The sequence below is a fragment of the Arthrobacter sp. NicSoilB8 genome, assembly GCF_019977355.1.
Taxonomy (GTDB): Bacteria; Actinomycetota; Actinomycetes; order Actinomycetales; family Micrococcaceae; genus Arthrobacter.
Map to the genome: position 1 here is coordinate 3,546,777 of NZ_AP024655.1, position 18,642 is coordinate 3,565,418.

General features: G+C 65.0%; 13 protein-coding genes. 2 read left to right on the forward strand and 11 right to left on the reverse strand.

Annotation, left to right across the window (positions count from 1 at the left end; all coding sequences use genetic code 11):
• Nucleotides 1–273 precede the first annotated feature (273 nt).
• The 3 genes from LDO15_RS15960 to typA form a co-directional block, all read right to left on the reverse strand.
• Nucleotides 274–1,083, reverse strand: coding sequence for a type IV toxin-antitoxin system AbiEi family antitoxin domain-containing protein (locus LDO15_RS15960; RefSeq protein ID WP_223980050.1), 810 nt, complete (start codon nt 1,081–1,083; stop codon nt 274–276).
• Between the two features lie 585 nt (nt 1,084–1,668).
• Nucleotides 1,669–2,046, reverse strand: a complete 378-nt coding sequence (locus LDO15_RS15965; RefSeq protein WP_223980052.1) for a hypothetical protein — start codon at nt 2,044–2,046, stop codon at nt 1,669–1,671.
• A gap of 27 nt (nt 2,047–2,073) precedes the next feature.
• Nucleotides 2,074–4,002 carry a translational GTPase TypA gene (typA, locus tag LDO15_RS15970; RefSeq protein WP_223980054.1) on the reverse strand — a complete coding sequence of 643 codons (1,929 nt, stop codon included), beginning with the start codon at nt 4,000–4,002 and terminating at the stop codon, nt 2,074–2,076.
• A 304-nt stretch (nt 4,003–4,306) separates the two neighbouring features.
• Between typA and LDO15_RS15975 the strand changes: the two genes are divergently transcribed.
• Nucleotides 4,307–5,233, forward strand: coding sequence for an SGNH/GDSL hydrolase family protein (locus tag LDO15_RS15975; RefSeq protein ID WP_223980056.1), 927 nt, complete (start codon nt 4,307–4,309; stop codon nt 5,231–5,233).
• A 246-nt stretch (nt 5,234–5,479) separates the two neighbouring features.
• Here LDO15_RS15975 and LDO15_RS15980 read toward each other — a convergent pair whose 3' ends face one another.
• From LDO15_RS15980 to LDO15_RS16000, 5 genes are all read right to left on the reverse strand, one after another.
• On the reverse strand, nt 5,480–7,195 hold the full coding sequence (locus LDO15_RS15980) for an ABC transporter ATP-binding protein (RefSeq protein ID WP_223980057.1): 1,716 nt from the start codon (nt 7,193–7,195) through the stop codon (nt 5,480–5,482).
• Between the two features lie 11 nt (nt 7,196–7,206).
• Nucleotides 7,207–8,199, reverse strand: a complete 993-nt coding sequence (locus tag LDO15_RS15985) for an ABC transporter permease (protein WP_223980058.1) — start codon at nt 8,197–8,199, stop codon at nt 7,207–7,209.
• On the reverse strand, nt 8,189–9,118 hold the full coding sequence (locus LDO15_RS15990) for an ABC transporter permease (protein WP_223980059.1): 930 nt from the start codon (nt 9,116–9,118) through the stop codon (nt 8,189–8,191). The genes LDO15_RS15985 and LDO15_RS15990 overlap by 11 nt, the downstream gene beginning before the upstream one ends.
• A gap of 221 nt (nt 9,119–9,339) precedes the next feature.
• Nucleotides 9,340–10,980: an ABC transporter substrate-binding protein gene (locus LDO15_RS15995; RefSeq protein ID WP_223980060.1), complete on the reverse strand. Its 1,641-nt coding sequence runs from the start codon at nt 10,978–10,980 to the stop codon at nt 9,340–9,342.
• Between the two features lie 292 nt (nt 10,981–11,272).
• Nucleotides 11,273–13,099, reverse strand: coding sequence for an ABC transporter ATP-binding protein (locus tag LDO15_RS16000; protein WP_223980061.1), 1,827 nt, complete (start codon nt 13,097–13,099; stop codon nt 11,273–11,275).
• Between the two features lie 79 nt (nt 13,100–13,178).
• Here LDO15_RS16000 and LDO15_RS16005 point away from each other — a divergent pair, with 79 nt between their 5' ends.
• Nucleotides 13,179–13,808, forward strand: coding sequence for a PH domain-containing protein (locus tag LDO15_RS16005; protein ID WP_223980062.1), 630 nt, complete (start codon nt 13,179–13,181; stop codon nt 13,806–13,808).
• Nucleotides 13,809–13,832: 24 nt separating this feature from the next.
• Here LDO15_RS16005 and LDO15_RS16010 read toward each other — a convergent pair whose 3' ends face one another.
• The 3 genes from LDO15_RS16010 to LDO15_RS16020 form a co-directional block, all read right to left on the reverse strand.
• Nucleotides 13,833–14,963, reverse strand: coding sequence for an ABC transporter permease (locus LDO15_RS16010; protein WP_223987475.1), 1,131 nt, complete (start codon nt 14,961–14,963; stop codon nt 13,833–13,835).
• Between the two features lie 26 nt (nt 14,964–14,989).
• On the reverse strand, nt 14,990–16,531 hold the full coding sequence (locus LDO15_RS16015; protein ID WP_223980063.1) for an ABC transporter permease: 1,542 nt from the start codon (nt 16,529–16,531) through the stop codon (nt 14,990–14,992).
• A 177-nt stretch (nt 16,532–16,708) separates the two neighbouring features.
• Complete coding sequence (locus tag LDO15_RS16020) at nt 16,709–18,490, reverse strand: ABC transporter family substrate-binding protein (RefSeq protein WP_223980065.1); 1,782 nt, start codon at nt 18,488–18,490, stop codon at nt 16,709–16,711.
• Nucleotides 18,491–18,642 lie beyond the last annotated feature (152 nt).

An 18,642-nucleotide genomic window follows, 5' to 3' on the forward strand; every position in this document is an offset into this window, starting at 1 on the left:
GGACATGCCCTCCCAGATCACGTGTAGCCGATGGACATGCTCTCCCCATGTACGGACCAATGGACATATCAGCATCATCTCCATTGGTGACGGCCAGCACGTGACATGTCCAGTGGTGAACCCACGCAAAACGGGACATGTCCAGTGGTGGGTCGAGGCAACAAGGCGCATGTTCAGTGATAAATGGATGCAGCTCAGCACATGACGAGTTGCGGCCTGGGCACTGTGTGGGCGCCATGCAAGCGCGCAAGAAGAGAGAACCCGCAACCAGCCCTAAGCGGCGGCAGACAACGTGTTCAGGGCTTCCCGGACCATGGTGATGAATTCCTCGGGATGATCCTTCAGCAGCTGGTAGCTCACAACCAATGTCGGAATTCCCCGGCGCGTTGTGACGTTCCAGCGCCGCCGGTCCTCCTCGAAGCTCGTCCTGTCCATGTGGAATCCGGCCCCATCGGTCTCTATGCCGAGGCGGCCATCGACCATCAGGTCCAGATGGCCCATTCCCGGAACGTTGACCTGGGACTCGACATGGAAGCCGGCACGCCGCAGAAGAAATCGGGCCAGGCACTCGATCAGGGACTGCGACTGCGGAACGATGCCCGACACGATTCGGCGCTCACGGGCGTCGTTCCTGCCATCGAGCCGCCGGCGCAGGGACGCCAATTGGAGTCCCTTGACCACGACGGCGGACTCGGCGACGATCAGTCCGTCCAGCTCCGGCAGGCAGCGCAGGCACTGGACGACGGTGTCCAGGAGCGTCGGCGGCGTGGATGCCCGGTGACAGACGAAGCCCTGGTAACTCCTGCTGTGAGTGAGGGCTACGTGCGGCTGCGCCGGGGATTTGAGAACCCACAGCCCGCCGTAGTGTGCAGCGGTGATGCAGGCCGGCTCTGCTGGAAGCGAGCGTATGGAGATCAGCTGCGCGTCGGCGCCGGGCAAGGCATAGACGCCACGGGCAACCCGGGACACGGTACCCGCGGCCATCGCCGACTTGAGCTGGAAATCGGATACCCCCGCCGCGGCGAGGTATTTGGCGCGCGCAACGCCGTCGTACTTGGAGAGCACCTCGATGATGTTGGCCATTCACCCATGGTGAAGTCGTACGCGGCGCCCGGGTAGTCAGATCCCGCGCTATGTGGAGAACTAAAGAGCTGCCGAGCCAAGGCTGTCCGCCATCCGGTCAGGCGTGTCAATGGGCATGTCCCCAGTTCCGTGGTGCCGCCGGACATGTCCCGCGGGCAGGAGGGGACATGTCCCGTGCGCCAGCCCAGCGCCGGACATAATGCCATCGAGCCCACTCGAAGGCGCAAAAGATGAGCATGTCCCCCCGGGGGGAGCAGTTCAAGTTCAGCAGTTCAGTTCAAACAGCTCACGGAGTGCAGGTGGGGCATGTCCACAGGTCGGTGGTGGCGCCGGACATGTCCCGCCGGGAGGAGGGGACATGTCCCGTGCGCCAGCCCCGCGCCGGACATAATGCCATCGAGCCCACTCGAGGGCGCAAAAAATGAGCATGTCCCCCGGGGAGCAGTCCAGCAGTTCAGTCCAGCAGTCCAGTCCAGTCCAGCAGTTCAGTTCAGCAGTCTTAGTCCAGCAGTTCAGTCCAGCAGTTCAGTCCAGCAGTTCAGTTCAAGCAGCTCACGGAGTGCAGGGGGCATGTCCCGTGAGGGCCTAGCCGGTGGGCAGCCTGTACCGCCGGCACCAGAGGAGCATGGCCAGGGTAATGCCGGCGATGCCGAAGACCCAGATGTTGCCTGCGGTGTCCCCGATGATCAGGCGCTTTCCTGTCTCCAGGGTGGACCACCAGCCGATGAGCGCATAGCAGACGAGCCCGCAGACGGCGGTCGGAATGACGGACCGGAACGCCGCCCCAAGCCATACTTCGGCAGAGCCCAGCAGGAGCAGGGCCGCCGCCGCTCCCCACGGAATCTGCATCCCGCCGAGAACCAGATCGTGCCGGTGCAGGGCCGTGCCGGCCAGGGCAACAAAAAGAGCTGCCGGGACGGCGGCGGCAATGCCGCCTGCCGTCCCGGCAGCTCTCTTAGTCACGTTTTAGCCGAAGCCCGGAATCCGGGATCAGACCTTGGCGCGGGCGCGGTTGGCCTTGGCACGCTCGTTGGTGTCCAGGATAACCTTGCGGATGCGGATGGAATCCGGGGTAACCTCAACGCACTCGTCTTCGCGGGCGAATTCGAGGGACTCTTCGAGGGTCAGATCGCGCGGCGGCGTCAGGTTCTCGAAGGTGTCCGAGGAAGCCGCACGCATGTTGGTGAGCTTCTTTTCCTTCGTGATGTTGACGTCCATGTCATCGGCGCGGGAGTTCTCGCCGACGATCATGCCCTCGTAAACCTCGGAGGTGGGCTTGACGAAGAAGGAGCCGCGCTCCTGCAGGTTGATCATGGCGAACGGGGTCACAACACCGGCGCGGTCGGCGATCATCGAACCGTTGGTGCGGTATTCGATCGGGCCGGCCCACGGCTCGTAGCCTTCGGAGATCGAGGCGGCGATGCCGGCGCCACGGGTGTCCGTGAGGAACTTGGTGCGGAAACCGATCAGGCCACGGGCCGGAACGATGAACTCCATGCGGCACCAGCCGGTGCCGTGGTTGGCCATGTTGGTCATGCGGCCCTTGCGGGCTGCCATGAGCTGAGTGACGGCGCCGAGGTATTCTTCCGGCACGTCGATGGTCATGTGCTCCATCGGCTCGTGGACCTTGCCGTCGACCGTCTTGGTGACAACCTGCGGCTTGCCCACGGTCAGCTCGAAGCCTTCGCGACGCATCTGCTCGACCAGAATGGCCAGCGCGAGCTCGCCACGGCCCTGGACTTCCCAGGCGTCAGGACGCTCGGTGGGGAGCACCTTGATGGAGACGTTACCGATCAGTTCCTTGTCCAGACGGTCCTTGACCTGGCGGGCCGTGACCTTGGCGCCCTTGACCTTGCCGGCCAGCGGCGAAGTATTGATACCGATGGTCATGGAGATGGCCGGGTCGTCAACGGTGATCAGCGGCAGCGGCTGCGGGTTTTCGACGTCGGTCAGGGTCTCACCGATGGTGATCTCCTCGATACCGGCGACGGCGACGATCTCGCCGGGGCCGGCGGATTCGGTCGGCACGCGGTCCAAGGCCTTGGTGGCCAGCAGTTCGGTGATCTTGACGCTCTTCAGTTCACCGTTGGCACGGGCCCAGGCCACGGTCTGGCCCTTGCGCAGGGTGCCGTTGTAGATGCGCAGCAGCGCGAGGCGGCCGAGGAACGGCGAGGCGTCCAGGTTGGTGACGTGCGCCTGCAGGACACCTTCCGGGTTGTAGGTCGGGGCCGGGATGTGCTCGATGATGGCGTTGAAGAGCGGCTCGAGGTCCTCGTTCTCCGGGGCGCTGCCGTCGGCGGGCTGCTCGAGGGAAGCGCGGCCGACCTTGGCGGCGGCGTAGACGACGGGGACGTTGAGGATCTTGTCCAGGTCCAGGTCCGGAACTTCGTCCGCGAGGTCGGAGGCCAGGCCCAGGAGCAGGTCCATGGACTCGTGGACGACTTCTTCGATCCGAGCGTCGGGGCGGTCGGTCTTGTTGACCAGGAGGATCACCGGCAGGTGCGCGGCGAGGGCCTTGCGCAGCACGAAACGGGTCTGGGGCAGCGGGCCCTCAGATGCATCGACGAGGAGGACGACGCCGTCGACCATGGACAGGCCGCGCTCGACCTCGCCGCCGAAGTCCGCGTGGCCGGGGGTGTCAATCACGTTAATGGTGATGGTCTCGCCCTTGGAGGACGGTCCGTTGTAGGCCACCGTGGTGTTCTTGGCCAGGATGGTGATGCCCTTTTCGCGTTCCAGGTCACCGGAGTCCATGACACGGTCTTCGAGGTGGTTGTGCTCGGCAAAGGAGTTGGTCTGCTTGAGCATGGCGTCGACCAGAGTGGTCTTGCCGTGGTCAACGTGGGCCACGATCGCGACGTTGCGCAGGTCACTGCGCGATGCAGTGGCTACCGCGGTGTTGGTGGTGGTTTCAGACATGCGTTATTGCTCGATTCAGTGGTGAAGTCAGCTGTGGTATCGCGACATTTCCAACCGGAACGCACGACGGGTACGCCCTTTCGACACAGGGCACCTGATACAAGTCTAAGGGCTAGGCCATTTATTGGCCTAAAATGCCAACACCCGCCCGCCAGGCAATCCGTCCGGCCGCCGGTTCCCCCGCCGTTCCCGGCGCGGGAAGGGCGCGCCAAATTGATACATTACGCGTGAGTAAAGTCACTGGATTTTCCCGCCCGCATGCACCATCATTGCTCAGTAGCAGCAAGCAAGCCCGGAGACATTCATGCGAAACGCCTCGGCTCTGTCCCGCTTCGTCGCAACGATGATCGCCGTAGGCGCACTTCTTAGCGGCTGCGGGCAGGCCCCTTCCTCACCCGAGCACGACGCGGGTTCTTCCGACGTCGGCCTTTCGGGCGTGCAAGCATCCGCCGGCCAGGCCGGAGCGGCAAACGGCGCCGGCGTTCCTGTCGCCGCAGGCTCCGGCGGTCCTGTCTCCGCAGGCTCCGCGGCCAAAGCGCGGATCGGTTCCGGTATCGATCCCGCCAGCCTGCCGGGCGGCTCCGTCTACCGCAATCCCGCCAACGGCCGCAACGAGGTCATCGTCAAGGACTCCAGCAACACCGCGGTGCTGATTGGCGACTCGCAATCGGAACCGTCGTTTGGATGGCCCAGGCAGGGGCTGGCCGCGGCGGGCTACAAGGTTTTCTTCTGCGGCCGGGGAGGCACCGGCTACGTGGCGTCGAACGGCAAAACGGGCAACTACATTGACGCTCTCCAGCGCGGCGACTGGAAACTCCCGTACGGCACTCCTCCCCTCGTCGTGCTCGAAGGCGGCGGGAACGACGCCGCGCGCGGCGCCTCGGACGCGCAGATCGTCGCAAATGCCGAGCGGCTGATCGCCATTATCCAGCAGCGCTACCCCGCGGCCCGGGTGCTGATGGTCGGCACCCTCGCGCGCGGCGCCCACTATGGCGGAGGCCGCCGGAGCGAGGTGGACACGCTTCTCGGGAAAGTGGCGAACCGGCACGGGCTGCCGTTCGTCAGCGCGGGCGACTGGCTCACCCGGTACAACCTCACGGGTTCGATGGCGGACGGGGTGCACCTGAACCGGCACGGCCACGCGGCCCTGGGCGCCGTTTTCGGCCAGCGCCTGGAGGCGATGGGGCTGGAATACCAGGACCCGGCGCTCCTCGCCGGTTTGTACCACTAGCGCCGGACCGGGCACCGGACGAAGCCCCGGCCCCGCAGCACGAACCGCAAGCTGCACGGCACAGGAACCCGGCTGCAGAGCAACCAGCGCAGCAGCCGGCACACCAGCCGGCACACCAGCCAGCACAACAAAGGAGCCGGTGCCTGCCCGACGGGCAGACACCGGCTCCTGTGTTAATGGCGTGTGGTGCCACTGGCGTGCTGGGCTAGCTGGAATTACGTCCAGAGCCCCGGGACAGCGTCGGGCTCAGGCCACTTCCGGCGGCAGCATGAGGCCGGCGCCCGGGATGGCGTTAAGGAGCGCCCTGGTGTACTCCCGCTGCGGCGATTCGAAAACATCGTCCGTGGACCCGGTCTCCACCAGCTTGCCCTTTTCCATGACGCACACGTGGTCGGCGATCTGCCGGACCACCGCGAGGTCGTGGGTGATGAACAGGTAGGTCAGGCCGAGCCGTGACTGCAGTTCGGCGAGCAGGTTCAGCACCTGCGCCTGCACCAGCACGTCCAGCGCCGAGACGGCCTCGTCGCAGATGATCACTTCCGGGTCCAGGGCCAGGGCGCGGGCGATCGCGACGCGCTGGCGCTGGCCGCCGGAGAGCTCGTTCGGGTACCGCTGCATGGTGGACTGCGGCAGCGCCACCTGGTCCAGCAGCTCCCGGACCTTCTTCTCGCGGCTGGCCTTGTCCCCGATCTTGTGGGTCCGCAGCGGCTCCTCGATGGTCCTGAAGATGTTGTACATCGGGTCCAGCGAACCGTACGGGTCCTGGAAGATCGGCTGCACACGGCGCCGGAAGGCAAAGATTTCCTTGCTGTTCAGCGTGGAGGTGTCCACGCCGTCGAAGATAATCTTGCCGGAGGTCGGCGTCAGGAGGTTCAGGACCATCTGCGCCACCGTGGACTTGCCGGATCCCGACTCCCCCACGATCGCCGTCGTGGTTCCCCGCTTGACGCTGAAGGAGACGTCGTCGACGGCGGTGAAGTCCGTGGACTTGCCCAGGCCCGAGCGGAGCTTGAAGACCTTCTTGAGGTTCTGGATCTGCAGGACCTCGTCCCTCTTGGACGGCTCAACCACACCGGTGTCGGTGGGGGCGAGCATGTCGTCGGTTTCCACGCCCAGTTCCTTGGCGGCCTGGATACGACGGGACGCCAACGACGGCGCCGAGGCCACCAGCCGCTGCGTGTAGGGGTGCTGAGGGTTCTGCAGGAGCTCCAGGGAGGGCCCGGATTCGACGACCTGGCCGCGGTACATGACGACCACCTGGTCGGCTCGCTCGGCGGCGAGGCCGAGGTCGTGCGTGATCAGCAGCACCGCGGTGCCGAGCTGCGTCGTCATCTTGTCCAGGTGATCGAGGATCTGGCGCTGCACGGTGACGTCGAGCGCCGACGTGGGCTCGTCCGCGATCAGCAGGCGCGGCTGGCAGGAGAGCCCGATCGCAATCAGCGCGCGCTGGCGCATGCCGCCGGAGAACTCGTGCGGGTACTGCTTGGCACGGCTTGCCGCGTCCGGCAGCCCGGCCTGGGACAGGACCTTTGCGACGTCGTCGGGGCCGCTCGGGAGTCCGTTGGCCTTCAACGTCTCGCGGACCTGGTCGCCAATCTTCCACACCGGGTTCAAGTTGGACATCGGGTCCTGCGGGACCATGCCGATGCTGTTGCCGCGGAGTTCGATCATCCGTTTTTCGCTGGCGTTGGAGATGTCCTCGCCGTCGAACAGGATCCGGCCTGCGGCGACGCGGCCGTTGCCCGGGAGCAGGCCGATGGCAGCCAGGGCGGTGGTGGACTTGCCGGAGCCCGACTCGCCCACGATCGCGACGGTTTCGCCCGGCATGACGGTGAGGTGGGCGTTGCGGACGGCGTTGACCTCACCGTTGCTGGTGGTGAAGCCGATGGCCAGGTCCCGGATTTCGAGCAGCGGCCGGTCGGTGACGACCTCCACTTCCTGGATATCAACAGAGGCGCTCATGGTGTCCCCTTTCATCGCTTGCGGGCTTTGGGATCGAGCGCGTCACGCAGGGCATCGCCCAGCATGATGAAGCTCAGGACGGTGATGGACAGCGCGATGGCCGGGTAGAGCAGCGGCATCGGGTTGGACCGGAGCGAGGCCTGTGCCGCCTGGATGTCATTTCCCCAGGACATGACGCTGGGCGGCAGCCCGATGCCCAGGAAGGACAGCGTGGATTCGGCCACGATGAAGGTGCCCAGGGAGATGGTGGCGACGACGATGATCGGAGCCAGCGAGTTCGGCAGGACGTGGCGCATGAGGGCACCGAACTTCGATACGCCGAGCGACCTGGCGGCCGTGACGAAGTCGGCGTTGCGGACCTCGATGACGGCGCCACGGGTAATCCGGGCGATCTGCGGCCAGCCGAAGGCCACCAGGATGAGCACGAGCGTCCAGACCGTCCGGTTCGTCCGGAACATCGGCAGCTGCATGAGCACGATCGCGCCCAGGATCAGGGGCAGGGCGAAGAAGATGTCATTGATGCGGGCCAGGATGGAGTCGATCCAGCCGCCGTAGTAGCCGGCCACGGCACCCATGATGCCGCCGATCAGGAGCACTCCGATAGTGGTGAAAAGGCCCACCGTCACCGAGGAGCGCGTGCCGAAGATGACACGGGCGTAGACGTCGCAGCCCTGCTGGGTGAAGCCCAGGGGGTGACCCGCGGCCGGTCCGGCGTCGGAGTTGGCCAGCTGGCACGCCTCCGCCGTCGGGTCGATCGGCGAGAAGAGTCCGGGGAAGATGGAGACCGCCACGACCACAAGGATCAGGAACGCGGAGATCAGGAAGAGCGGCTGCTTGCGCAGGTTCTTCCAGGCCTCGCCCCAGAGGCTCAGCGGTGCGGCTTCGTCCTTGACCCGGTCCGTCACCTGGAGCGGGGTCTCGGAGACGTCGGCGACGAAGTGCTCGATCCGGCGGCCCGGACGAACGGAAACGGCGTGGCGTGCGGGGGTGTTCTCAGGAGTCATAGCGGATCCTCGGGTCAAGCCAGCCGTAAAGCAGGTCAACGAGCAGGTTGGAGAGGCAGTAGATCAGCACCAGGACGGTGACGATCGAGACCACCGTGGGGCCTTCGCCCGACAGCACAGCCCGGTAGAGCCGGTTGCCCACGCCCGGAACGTTGAAGATGCCTTCCGTGACGATTGCCCCGCCCATCAGGGCGCCGAGGTCGGCGCCCAGGAACGTAATGACGGGGATCAGGGAGTTGCGCAGGATGTGGACGCGGACCACCTGGAACCGGGAGAGGCCCTTGGCGGTGGCGGTGCGCACGTAGTCGGCGTTCATGTTTTCGATGACGGACGTGCGGGTCAGGCGCAGGACATAGGCGAAGGAGCCCAGCCCCAGCACGATCGCCGGCAGGATGAGGTCCTGGACGGTCGCGGCGGAACTGACGGTCGGTTTGGCCCAGCCCAGCTGGACGCCGATGGTGAACTGCAGCAGGAAGCCGAGGACGAAGATCGGGATGCCGATCACGACCAGGGAGGCGACCAGAACCGTGGCGTCGAAGAACTTGCCCTTGCGCAGGCCTGCGATGAGGCCGAAGACGATGCCGAAAACACCCTCAAAGATCAGCGCCATGATGGCCAGCCGCGCCGTGACGGGGAAGACCTCGCCGAGCACGGCGGCGATGGGACGGCCGGAGAAGTCCTGGCCGAGGTCGAACGTGAAGATGCTCTTGAGGTAAAGCAGGTATTGCATCCAGAACGGCTGGTCCAGGTGATACTGCGCCCGCAGCTTGGCTGCCACGGCCTCGTTGACCGGCTTGTCGCCGAACAAGGCCACGATGGGGTCGCCGGGCAGGCTGAAGACCAGGAAGTACACCAGCAGTGTTGCGCCCAAAAAGACGGGAATCAGTTGCAGGAAACGCTTGAGGATGTAGGTCGACATCAGCGAGTCACACCCTCGTTGGCAGGCACCCTGTCCAGGGATGCGGCGGAGTTGTTCATCAAAGAACCTTTTCACTATGGATGCAGGCCGGCGCCGGTTCACTCACGGCGGCAGGGCTGCGAAAAGTTCGCCCGAAGAACCGGGCGTCAAGAAAATAATTGGGGGGAAACACGACGACGGCGGAGGCCCCGGTATGGGCGGCCCCCGCCGTCGTTTTGTTGTTACTTGCCGGTTACGTTGTAGTACAGCGGGACGCCGTCCCAGCCGTAGTCAACGTTGGTGACCTTGTCGCTCCAGCCGCCCTGGGCAACCTGGTACCACAGGGGGATGGCCGGCAGGTCCTGGAGGAGAATCTCCTGGGCCTTGTTCATGGCCTTGTTGCCGTCGCTGACCGACGAGGCGTTCAGGCCGTCGGAGACAGCCTTGTCGAAGGTCGGGTTCGCGTACTCAGCGTCGTTGGAGCCGGCACCGGTCTTGTAGATCGGGCCGAGGAAGTTGTACAGCGACGGGTAGTCTGCCTGCCAGCCGGCGCGGATGGAGCCGGTGAGGGTCTTGGCGGTGGCGTCGTTGCGGGCTTCCTTGAAGGTGGCGTACGGCTTGCCTTCAACCTTGATGCCGAGGGTGTTCTTGAGCTGGTTGACGACTGCCTCAACCCATGCCTTGTGTCCGCCCTTGTCGGCGTTGTAGGCGATGGTGAAGGTCTCGTTGGCGTCCCATTTCTGGATCGCGTCTGCCTTGGTCCAGGCTTCCTTGGCCTTGGTGGCATCGAACTTCAGGTTGTCAGCACCGGGGATCGCGTCGCTGTAGCCGTCAAGCACGGGAGCCGTGAAGTCCTTGGCGGGCTGGCGTGCGCCATTGAAGATGACCTTGGTGATCTCGTCGCGGTTGATTGCCATGGAGATCGCCTGGCGACGGAGCTTTCCGGCCTCGCCGGTCCATTCCGGCAAGTATTCCGGAATGGCGATGGTCTGGTTGCCGGCGTACGGCTTGTTGATGGTGCGGTCGCCGAGGTCAGACTTGAAGTTCTTCAGCGCGCTGGTCGGGATGGTCTGCAGGATGTCCAGGTTGTTGGACAGCAGGTCCTGGTAGGCGGCGTCGTCGTTCTGGAAGATCTTGAAGGTCACGCCGGCGTTCTTGGCCTTGCGCGGGCCGTTGTAGTCCGGGTTCGGGACGAGCTGGATCTGCACGTTGTGCTGCCAGCCGCCGTCCGCAAGCTTGTACGGGCCGTTGCCGACCGGCTTCTCGCCGAAGCCCTTCGGGTCCTTCAGGGCGCCGGAAGGAACCGGAACAAACGCGGTGTAGCCCAGGCGAAGCGGCCAGTCGGATTCCGGCTGCTTCAGTTCGACGGTGAACGTCTGATCGTCAACGACCTTCAGGCCGGACATGGTCTCGACGGTGGAGCCTTCTGCGCTGGCCTCGTCATAGCCCTTGATGCTTTCAAAGAACCCGCCGCTGAGCTGCGCGTTCTTGGCTGCTGCGCCGAAGTTCCAGGAATCGACGAAGGTCTTGGCCGTGATGACCTCGCCGTTCGTGAACTTCTGGTCCTTCTTGACCTTGATGGTGAAGTGCTGGCCGTCCTTGCCTTCAATCGACTCGGCGAGTTCGTTGACCGGCTTGCCGCTGGGGTCGTAGCTGACCAGACCCGCGAAGATCATGTCGATGACCTTGCCGCCACCAACCTCGTTGGTGTCGGCCGGCATGAGGGGACGCTGGGGCTCTGAGCCGTCGGCGAGGATCACTTTGCTGGTGTCGCCACCGGTGCTGCCGCTACCGTTTGCGGAGCCGCTGGCACCGCATCCGGTCAGGGCGAGGGCGGCGATGGCCACCATGCCCAGTGCTTTGGAAGTGCGCGAAAAACGCATTCCGCCTCCTATGAGTTGTGGGAGTTCGTGAGGGAAAAACTTATGCTTCCCCGTAAGCAGGCACAGGGGTATCCCCTGTGACGTGGCCTACATATGGAAGTAGCCTAGCCCTTAAATGTCCAAATGTTGGAACTCCGTTGCCAAACCGTGATCCGACAGTCTCGTGACGGTTAGCGTCAAGCGCAAAGTATTTCAAGTCACACGCTACCGGCTGGTAGTATTCGCCCGTCATGTGATCCGGGTTACCCTCGATTAACTGGAATCAGCCGTTTTTTGGCCCTCGGGGCACGCCTCAGCTGGCCCCCGAAAGCAGCTGCGCGCGCAGTTCACGGCGCTCCCGCTGCTTGTCGGGATCCGGCAGCGGAACCGCCGCCAGGAGCCGCTGGGTGTAGGGCTCCTGGGGATTGCGCAGGATCTGGTCCCGGGTCCCCTGCTCCACGATCCTGCCCCGCTGCATGACGCAGATCCGGTCCGCGAGCACGTCCACGACGGCCAGGTCGTGGGTGACAAACAGGCAGGCGAATCCCAGTTCTTTCTGCAGGTTCTGGAAGAGATCGAGCACCCTGGCCTGAACGGAGACGTCAAGGGCGGAGGTGGGTTCGTCGGCGACCATCAGCTTCGGCTTGAGCGAGAGGGCACGCGCGATGCCCACGCGCTGTTTCTGCCCGCCGGAGAGTTCGTGGGGGTAGCGGTTGCGGTAATCGCGCGGGAGTTCCACCTGGTCCAGGAGCGCCTCGATCCGGTGTTGCAGCTCGGCACCCTTGGCGACACCGGCCAGGAACATCGGCTCCCCGATGCTTTCACCGATGGGCAGCCGGGGGTTGAGGGAGGAGGACGGGTCCTGGAACACCATCCCGACGTGCCGGCGCATCTCGTGGAGCTGACGGCCGTTCCTCTTGGCTGCGGAAATGTCCTGCCCGACGACCCGCATGGTGCCCGCCGCCACGGGCAGGAGGCCGACGGCGGCCCGGCCGATCGTGGTCTTGCCCGAGCCGGACTCGCCCACGAGGCCGACCACCTGTCCGGGATAAATGACCAGGTTTGCCCCCTCCACGGCCCGGAAGGCCGGCACGCGGCCCTGCTTCGGGTACTCGATGGCGACGTCGCTGAGCTCCAGGACCGGCTCGCCCTTCGGCCTGGCCGCCTCGGCTGCGGCCAGGGCGGCGGCGTTCTCCCGCTCGCGCCGGATCAGCTCGTCTTCCGGGATCGAGAGGATCTCGGCGTGGGTGGCCGCGGCGAGGGCGGCGGTGACGTCCACTTCCGTCACGGAATCCGCACCGCCCTGGCCCAGGTGCGGGACCGCGGCCAGCAGCGCCTGGGTATATTCGTGCTGCGGGTTGTGGAAGATCTGCGCGGCCGTCCCGGTCTCCACGATGAGGCCCTTGCGCATGACGGCGATCCGGTCGGCGAGATCGGCCACCACGCCCATGTCGTGGGTGATAAGCACGATTGCGCTGTCCAGCTTGTTCCGCAGATTGCGCATGAGGTCAAGGATTTCGGCCTGGACGGTCACATCGAGCGCCGTGGTGGGTTCATCGGCGATCAGGAGCTTCGGGTCGCAGGAGAGCGACTGCGCGATCATGGCACGCTGGCGCTGGCCGCCGGAGAGCTGGTGCGGGTAGGAGCGGAAGGCCTTTTCCGGATCGGGCAGTTCGACAAGATCCAGCATGTGCAGGGCCCTGATCCGGGCTTCCTCCGGCGAAACCTCGTTGTGCAGGCGCACAGTTTCCACAATTTGCGACCCCACGGTGTAGACCGGGTTCAAGGCCGTCATCGGCTCCTGGAAGATCACCGCGACGTCCTTGCCGCGCACGGCCCGGATATTGGCCTCGTTGGCTCCCAGCAGCTCACGGCCGGCGAGCTTGACACTTCCTGTCACACGGCTGTTACTGGGGAGCAGGCCCAGGAGGGCCATGGAGCTGGCACTTTTTCCGGACCCGGACTCCCCCACGATGGCGAGGACTTCGCCGGAGCGCACCTCGTAGTTCAGGCCGATCGCGGCCGGGACCCATTTCTTGTCCACGCCGAAATCCACGCTGAGGTCACGGACCTCCAGGATGGTTTCACCTTTGCCGGGCACGGGTGCCGCCGGCGGATCGAGGGTGATGAAGTCAGTCATGATGAGGCCATCCTTCCGCCCGAGCCGCCGGCGCACCGGGGATTAGTGCTGCGGCTCGGAATACTGAATTATTAGGGGCATGAGCTCTGCGCCGCACGCCGGAAATGTTGAAGTGTTCAAGGCACGAACGAATAAATGGTTCGCCTGGCTGTCCTGGGCGGTAGCCGCGTTCGGCGTTGTGGTCACGGTGGTCATGGCAGGCCCGGGAGCGCTGGCAGGCATCGCGCCGCTGGCGTTCATCGGCTTCATGGGCTGGCAGCTGTTCTGGATGCCGTCCGTTGTGGTGCACGATGCCGGCGTCACCCTGGAAAATCCGTTCCGCTCGATCGAGGTCCCGTGGGCCGCGCTGGTGCACGTCGATACCCGCTTCGCACTCACCCTCGTCACCGCGAAGAAGAGCTACACCTCCTGGGCCGCGCCCGCCCCCGGAATCTGGGGTGGCCGCCACGCCCGCCCGGAAGACCTCCACGGCCTGCCGGCCACCACGTACGGGCCAGGCAGGTCGGTCCGTCCCGGCGACCTGAAGACCACGGACTCGGGCCAGGCTGCCATGCTGGTGCGGGCACGGTGGCACGAGCTGGTGGAAAGCGGACGGCTCTCCTCCGGCGACGCGGACGGCACCGACGCGACCGTCACCGTCCGCTGGGTGGCGATTGGCGCCGTCGTACTTCTCCTGGCGGCGAGCTACCTGGCTGTCACCGCCGGCTAGCACGGACCTGCAGGGGGCGGGCATCTACTTGCCCTGGGTTCCGTCAGCCGGGCCGCCGGGCCGGTATCCCTCATGCGTGGGACCCTCCTGTTCGGGCCCGTCGAGGGCGGTGACAGCGCTTGCCTGCGCCGCGGGACCGCCGTGATCGGCCGCCTTCTTGGCGTTGAATTTACGCTGCCGCGGGTCAAACGCGTCCCGCAGGCCATCACCGATGAAGTTGATGCTGAGGCAGATGAGCACAATGAACATGCCCGGGAACCAGAACAGCCAGGGCCGGGTGGCGAAAGCCTGCTGGTTCTGCGAGATGAGCAGGCCCAGGGACGTGTCCGGGGCCTTGACCCCCACGCCCAGGTAACTCAGCGCCGTCTCGGTGAGGATCGCCGCGGACATCGTCAGGGTCACGTTCACGATCAGCACGCCGACGGCGTTGGGCAGGATGTGCTTGAAGATGATCCGCGCGTTGCTGGCGCCGGAAATCCGCGCCGCATCCACGAACTCGCGTTCGCGCAGGGACAGGAATTCACCGCGCATCAGGCGGGCCAGGCTGACCCAGCTGATCAGGCCCAGGAAGATTCCGAGGGCCAGGACGCCGTTGGTGCTGGCGAAGGAGGCGAACCAGCTCCCCTGGTCCCGGCGGCCGGCGAGCTGCGCCATGACGGCGGCCAGGAGCAGGGCCGGAATGATGATGATGACGTCGGTCAGGCGCATCAGGATGGCCTCGGCCCAGCCCCGGAAGTAGCCGGAGATGGCACCGACGACGACGCCGATCAGGCCGGCAATGAGGCCGATCACGACCATGATGGTGATGGATTGCTGCGCGCCGCGCATGGTCATGGCGAAGAGGTCGCGGCCGATCCGGTCCTGGCCGAACGGATGTTCGCCCCAGGCCAGCGGCCACAGCGAGGAGGTCGGCGCGCCGTCGTTGACCAGGGGTGAGACCTGCTCGTGGGTGTACTTCCACCATCCCGGGATGCCCAGGTAGCCCACCGAGGTGAAGGCCATGACAAAGATCAGGGCGAAGACCACCAGGCCGATGATGGCGCCGGAGTGTCCGAGGAACCGCTTGCGGACGATCTGGCCCTGGCTGAGGCCCTTGGCCTCGAGGACCGGCTCAATGCCTGCCGCGGCTGACATGCGCGAGGCGTCTTCGGCCATGATTACTTCCTGCTGACTTGGCTGGCTCATGCTTTTACCCTTACGCGCGGATCCAGTGCGGAGTAGGCGAGGTCCGCGATGAGGTTGAAGACCATGGCCGTGATGGCCACGCAGATGAAGACACCCATGACCGGGTTGGGATCGACGTGCGCGATCCCGTCCAGGAACAGGAAGCCCATGCCGCGGACCGAGAAGACTGTTTCGGTGATGACGGCACCGCCGATCAGTGCCCCGATGTCGAAGGCCACGATCGTGGCGATCGGGATCAGGGCGTTGCGGAAGGCGTGGCGCATGACGACGGTCCGCTCGCTCAGGCCCTTGGCCCGGGCCGTGCGGATGTAGTCCATGTTCATGATTTCCAGCATCGAGGCCCGGGTGAAGCGCGTATAGCTGGCCAGCGAAATGAGGATCAGGGCCAGGGTGGGCAGGATCAGGTGGGTGAAGGAGTCAAGGCCCAGGACCCAGAAGTCGCCCTCGATGTTCGGTGTGCTGGCACCGATGGTGGCGATGGGCCGGCCACGCACACGGCTGTTGTTGAAGTAGGTGGGCCACGCCTGCATGTACCGGTCCAGCAGGATCAGGAAGCCGACCAGGAACGAGGTGATCGCCGCGGCGCGCATGGACTGCCCGCGGTCGTAGCCGCCCACCAGGTAGCCGATGCCCATGCCGATCAGGACGAAGGCGACCGCCAGGAGCACGATCATCAGGAACGTGGCCTCGTTGAGCAGCGGCTGAAGGAGGAAGTACAGCACGACGCCGACGCCGACGGCGATGAGCGCCGACTGCAGGGCCTTGCGGTTCTTCAGTCCGGCGGAGAGCAGGGTGACGGCGAAGGCGATGCCCGCGCCGGCGATGGCGATGATCACCGGGCCGAGGCCCGGGGTCTTGAACCATTCCGTGGCGGAGAAGTAGATGAGCACCGCGGTGACGAAGGCGAAGACGACGGCGCCGGTCAGCAGCCGGCGCTTCATGGGCCCGCCCGCCGCGACGGCTGTCAGTGCGCCGACGACGACGCCGATGCCGAGCGCCGAGGGCAACGGCACGTCGGGGTTGCGCAGGAAGTTGTTGAAGCCGATGGCGCCGAATTCCTTGAGCAGGACGGCGACCCAGAAGATCGGCAGGGAGAAGAACAGGAAGGCCATGAAGGTCACGCCGTAGTCCAGGGTGCTGTACTGCCGCAGGGCGGTGATGATGCCCAGGGTGATGCCGATCAGGATGGCGAGCACGGTGGCCGCGGTGACCAGGGTCAGGGTCTGGACCAGGGCGTTGCCGAGGGCATCGGTGATGGGCTGGCCGGCGATGTTTTTCCCGAGGTCACAGGAGTTGGCGAACGGGATGAGGCACTGGACCGCGCCGCCAAACCATTTGAAATACCGCAGCGGGGCGGGGGTGTCCAGCTGCAGGAGCTCGGTCCTCGCGTCGATGAGCTGCTGCTTCTGCGGCGTGGGGTTGGCGCGGAATTCCTCCAGGGGATCGCCGGACGCCGCTGTCAGGAGATACACGAAGTAGGAGGCGCCAAGAAGAATGAGGGCGGCAGTCACAAGCCGCCGGAAGATGTAGGTCACCATTGGAATTGAACCTCGGAGTTCGGGCCCAGGGATTGCCCGGACCGGTCGCGGAGTTTGGCCGGTTCCCGCCGATGTGGCGGCGGGACCACAGCATCGCCAGGATATCGCCAGAAAGGCGTCGGGACCGAAGAACTGTGGTCCCGACGCCTTTCCAGCAGTGTTACTTGGGGTCGCGGGCTACTTCTGTGCCCATTCCCAGAAGTTCCACCAAACGCCGGTCTGGTTCGGCATGTACTTCACACCGGTGATGCGGTCGCTGTAAGCGTCCACGCCAACCGACTGGAAGAGCGGAAGGCCGTAGGCCGAATCCCAGATCATCTTGTCGATCTGCGCAACGAGGCCGTCCTGCTTGCTCTTGTCGGTGGTGACAATCAGTTCATCCATCAGCTTGTCCGCTGCCGGGTCGCTGAACTGGTTGAAGTTGGAGTCGTTGCCGGACTTGAAGATCTGCGGGACGCCGGACACGCCGACACCGGAGTTGCTCCAGCCGAAGATGGTGGCGTCGTAGCTGCCGTCACCGAGGGCCTTGCCCCAGTCGGACTTGCCGAGGCCGCCGTCAACGATCTTGAAGCCGGCCTTGGTGGCGGACTCGCTGATCAGGGAGAAGGCGTCGACACGGTTGGGGTTGTCCTTGTTGTACATGATGCGAACTTCGGGGGTGGCACCGTTGAGCAGCTTCTTGGCGCCCTCGATGTCCACACCCTGGTACGCGGAGGAACCGTTGTTCTTCACGGAGTCGGCGTACGGGGCCTGGTCCGGAACGAAGAGCTGGGAGTCAAGCGGCGCGGCCTTCGGGTCAAGCTTCTTGACAATCTTGTCGACGATGTCCGCGCGCGGGACGGCCTTCATGAACGCCTCGCGGACGTTCTTGTCGGCAAACGGGCCCGAGTAGTTCAGGTCGATGTGGTCGTAGGCGAGCTGGTTGCCGACCTCGACCGTCACGCCCTGGCTTTCGAGTGCCTTGAGCTGCTCCACGGTGTCGGCGGATGCCTGCGGGGCGATGATGTCGGCTTCGCCGTTCTTCAGTGCCTGGACCTGGGCGGGTGCCTCACCGATGTAGCGGACGGTGATTTCATCCAGGTTGGCTACCGGACCCCAGTTGTAGTCCTTGTTCTTGACCATGGTCAGGGACTGGTCCTGGTTGATGCTCTTGACGATGAACGGGCCGTTGGAGAGGTAGAGGCTCGGATCAGCCGGCAGGGTCTTGGTGTCAAAGCCGGTGTTCCACAGGTCCGCCATGGCCTTCAGCTGCGCGTTCGCCGGCTTCGGGGCCTTGGAGTCGCCGCGGGGCATTCCCTTGAGGAGGTCGATGAACGCCTTGGTGTCGGCCAGGCCCGCCTTCTTGGCGAGGATGTGGGCCGGGATGTCGACGCCGGGCCCGCCAATGGCGATTTCCCAGTCCGCGAAGGGCTTGGAGTACTTCAGGGTCATGCTGCGTCCGTCGTCACCGAGCTCCGGGAAGTCCGTGAGGGCAATGCCGGTCGGGTCACCGGCGTAGGAGAAGTAGGACGTGCCGGTCTTCGCGTCGGCATCGGCGTCGTTGTAGTAGCCCGAGAAAGCGGCCCACTGCAGCACCAGGTCGGCCGCGGTGACGGGCGTGCCGTCTGACCACTTCACGCCGTCGTTGATGGTGTATTTGACCGTCAGCGGATCGTCGGAGACCTTTTCCATCTTGCCGAACTTCTCGTTGCGGACAACGTTGAGCTTGTTGTCGATGTAGAAGAAGCCCGAGTGCGTGGCGTAGCTGACCTTGGAGTTAATGTCAGTGTTGCCGTCGGCCGTGTTCGGGTTGAACGTGTTGAACGCGTTGACCTCTACGACGGTAGCCGATCCGCCTTGCTTGCTTGCTGCGGCCGCGGTGGTCGGGGTTGTCCCGCCGCTGTTGCCTGCGCAGGCGCTGAGGGCGATGGCAGCTGCTGCTGCCACGCCCACTGCTTTGGAAATACGACCCAAGCGCATTCCGCCTCCTTGTTTCTGTGGTGTGGGTGAGACCGGCGCCGGAAGCGCCAGACAGACGTCCACACTCCCCCAGCGGCAGTGTGGCCCGTCTCACATGGCATGAAGCGTAAACCCCAAATGCCGCTGGGAGCCACCAAAGTTGACTCACTGTA

Excerpts from the sequence above, each read along its gene's own strand:
- LDO15_RS15960 (WP_223980050.1), bottom strand. The coding sequence starts at position 1,083 with ATGGCCAACATCATCGAGGTGCTCTCCAAGTACGACGGCGTTGCGCGC.
- typA (WP_223980054.1), bottom strand. The coding sequence starts at position 4,002 with ATGTCTGAAACCACCACCAACACCGCGGTAGCCACTGCATCGCGCAGT.
- LDO15_RS15975 (WP_223980056.1), top strand. The coding sequence starts at position 4,307 with ATGCGAAACGCCTCGGCTCTGTCCCGCTTCGTCGCAACGATGATCGCC.
- LDO15_RS15980 (WP_223980057.1), bottom strand. The coding sequence starts at position 7,195 with ATGAGCGCCTCTGTTGATATCCAGGAAGTGGAGGTCGTCACCGACCGG.
- LDO15_RS15985 (WP_223980058.1), bottom strand. The coding sequence starts at position 8,199 with ATGACTCCTGAGAACACCCCCGCACGCCACGCCGTTTCCGTTCGTCCG.
- LDO15_RS15990 (WP_223980059.1), bottom strand. The coding sequence starts at position 9,118 with ATGTCGACCTACATCCTCAAGCGTTTCCTGCAACTGATTCCCGTCTTT.
- LDO15_RS15995 (WP_223980060.1), bottom strand. The coding sequence starts at position 10,980 with ATGCGTTTTTCGCGCACTTCCAAAGCACTGGGCATGGTGGCCATCGCC.
- LDO15_RS16000 (WP_223980061.1), bottom strand. The coding sequence starts at position 13,099 with ATGACTGACTTCATCACCCTCGATCCGCCGGCGGCACCCGTGCCCGGC.
- LDO15_RS16005 (WP_223980062.1), top strand. The coding sequence starts at position 13,179 with ATGAGCTCTGCGCCGCACGCCGGAAATGTTGAAGTGTTCAAGGCACGA.
- LDO15_RS16010 (WP_223987475.1), bottom strand. The coding sequence starts at position 14,963 with ATGGCCGAAGACGCCTCGCGCATGTCAGCCGCGGCAGGCATTGAGCCG.
- LDO15_RS16015 (WP_223980063.1), bottom strand. The coding sequence starts at position 16,531 with ATGGTGACCTACATCTTCCGGCGGCTTGTGACTGCCGCCCTCATTCTT.
- LDO15_RS16020 (WP_223980065.1), bottom strand. The coding sequence starts at position 18,490 with ATGCGCTTGGGTCGTATTTCCAAAGCAGTGGGCGTGGCAGCAGCAGCT.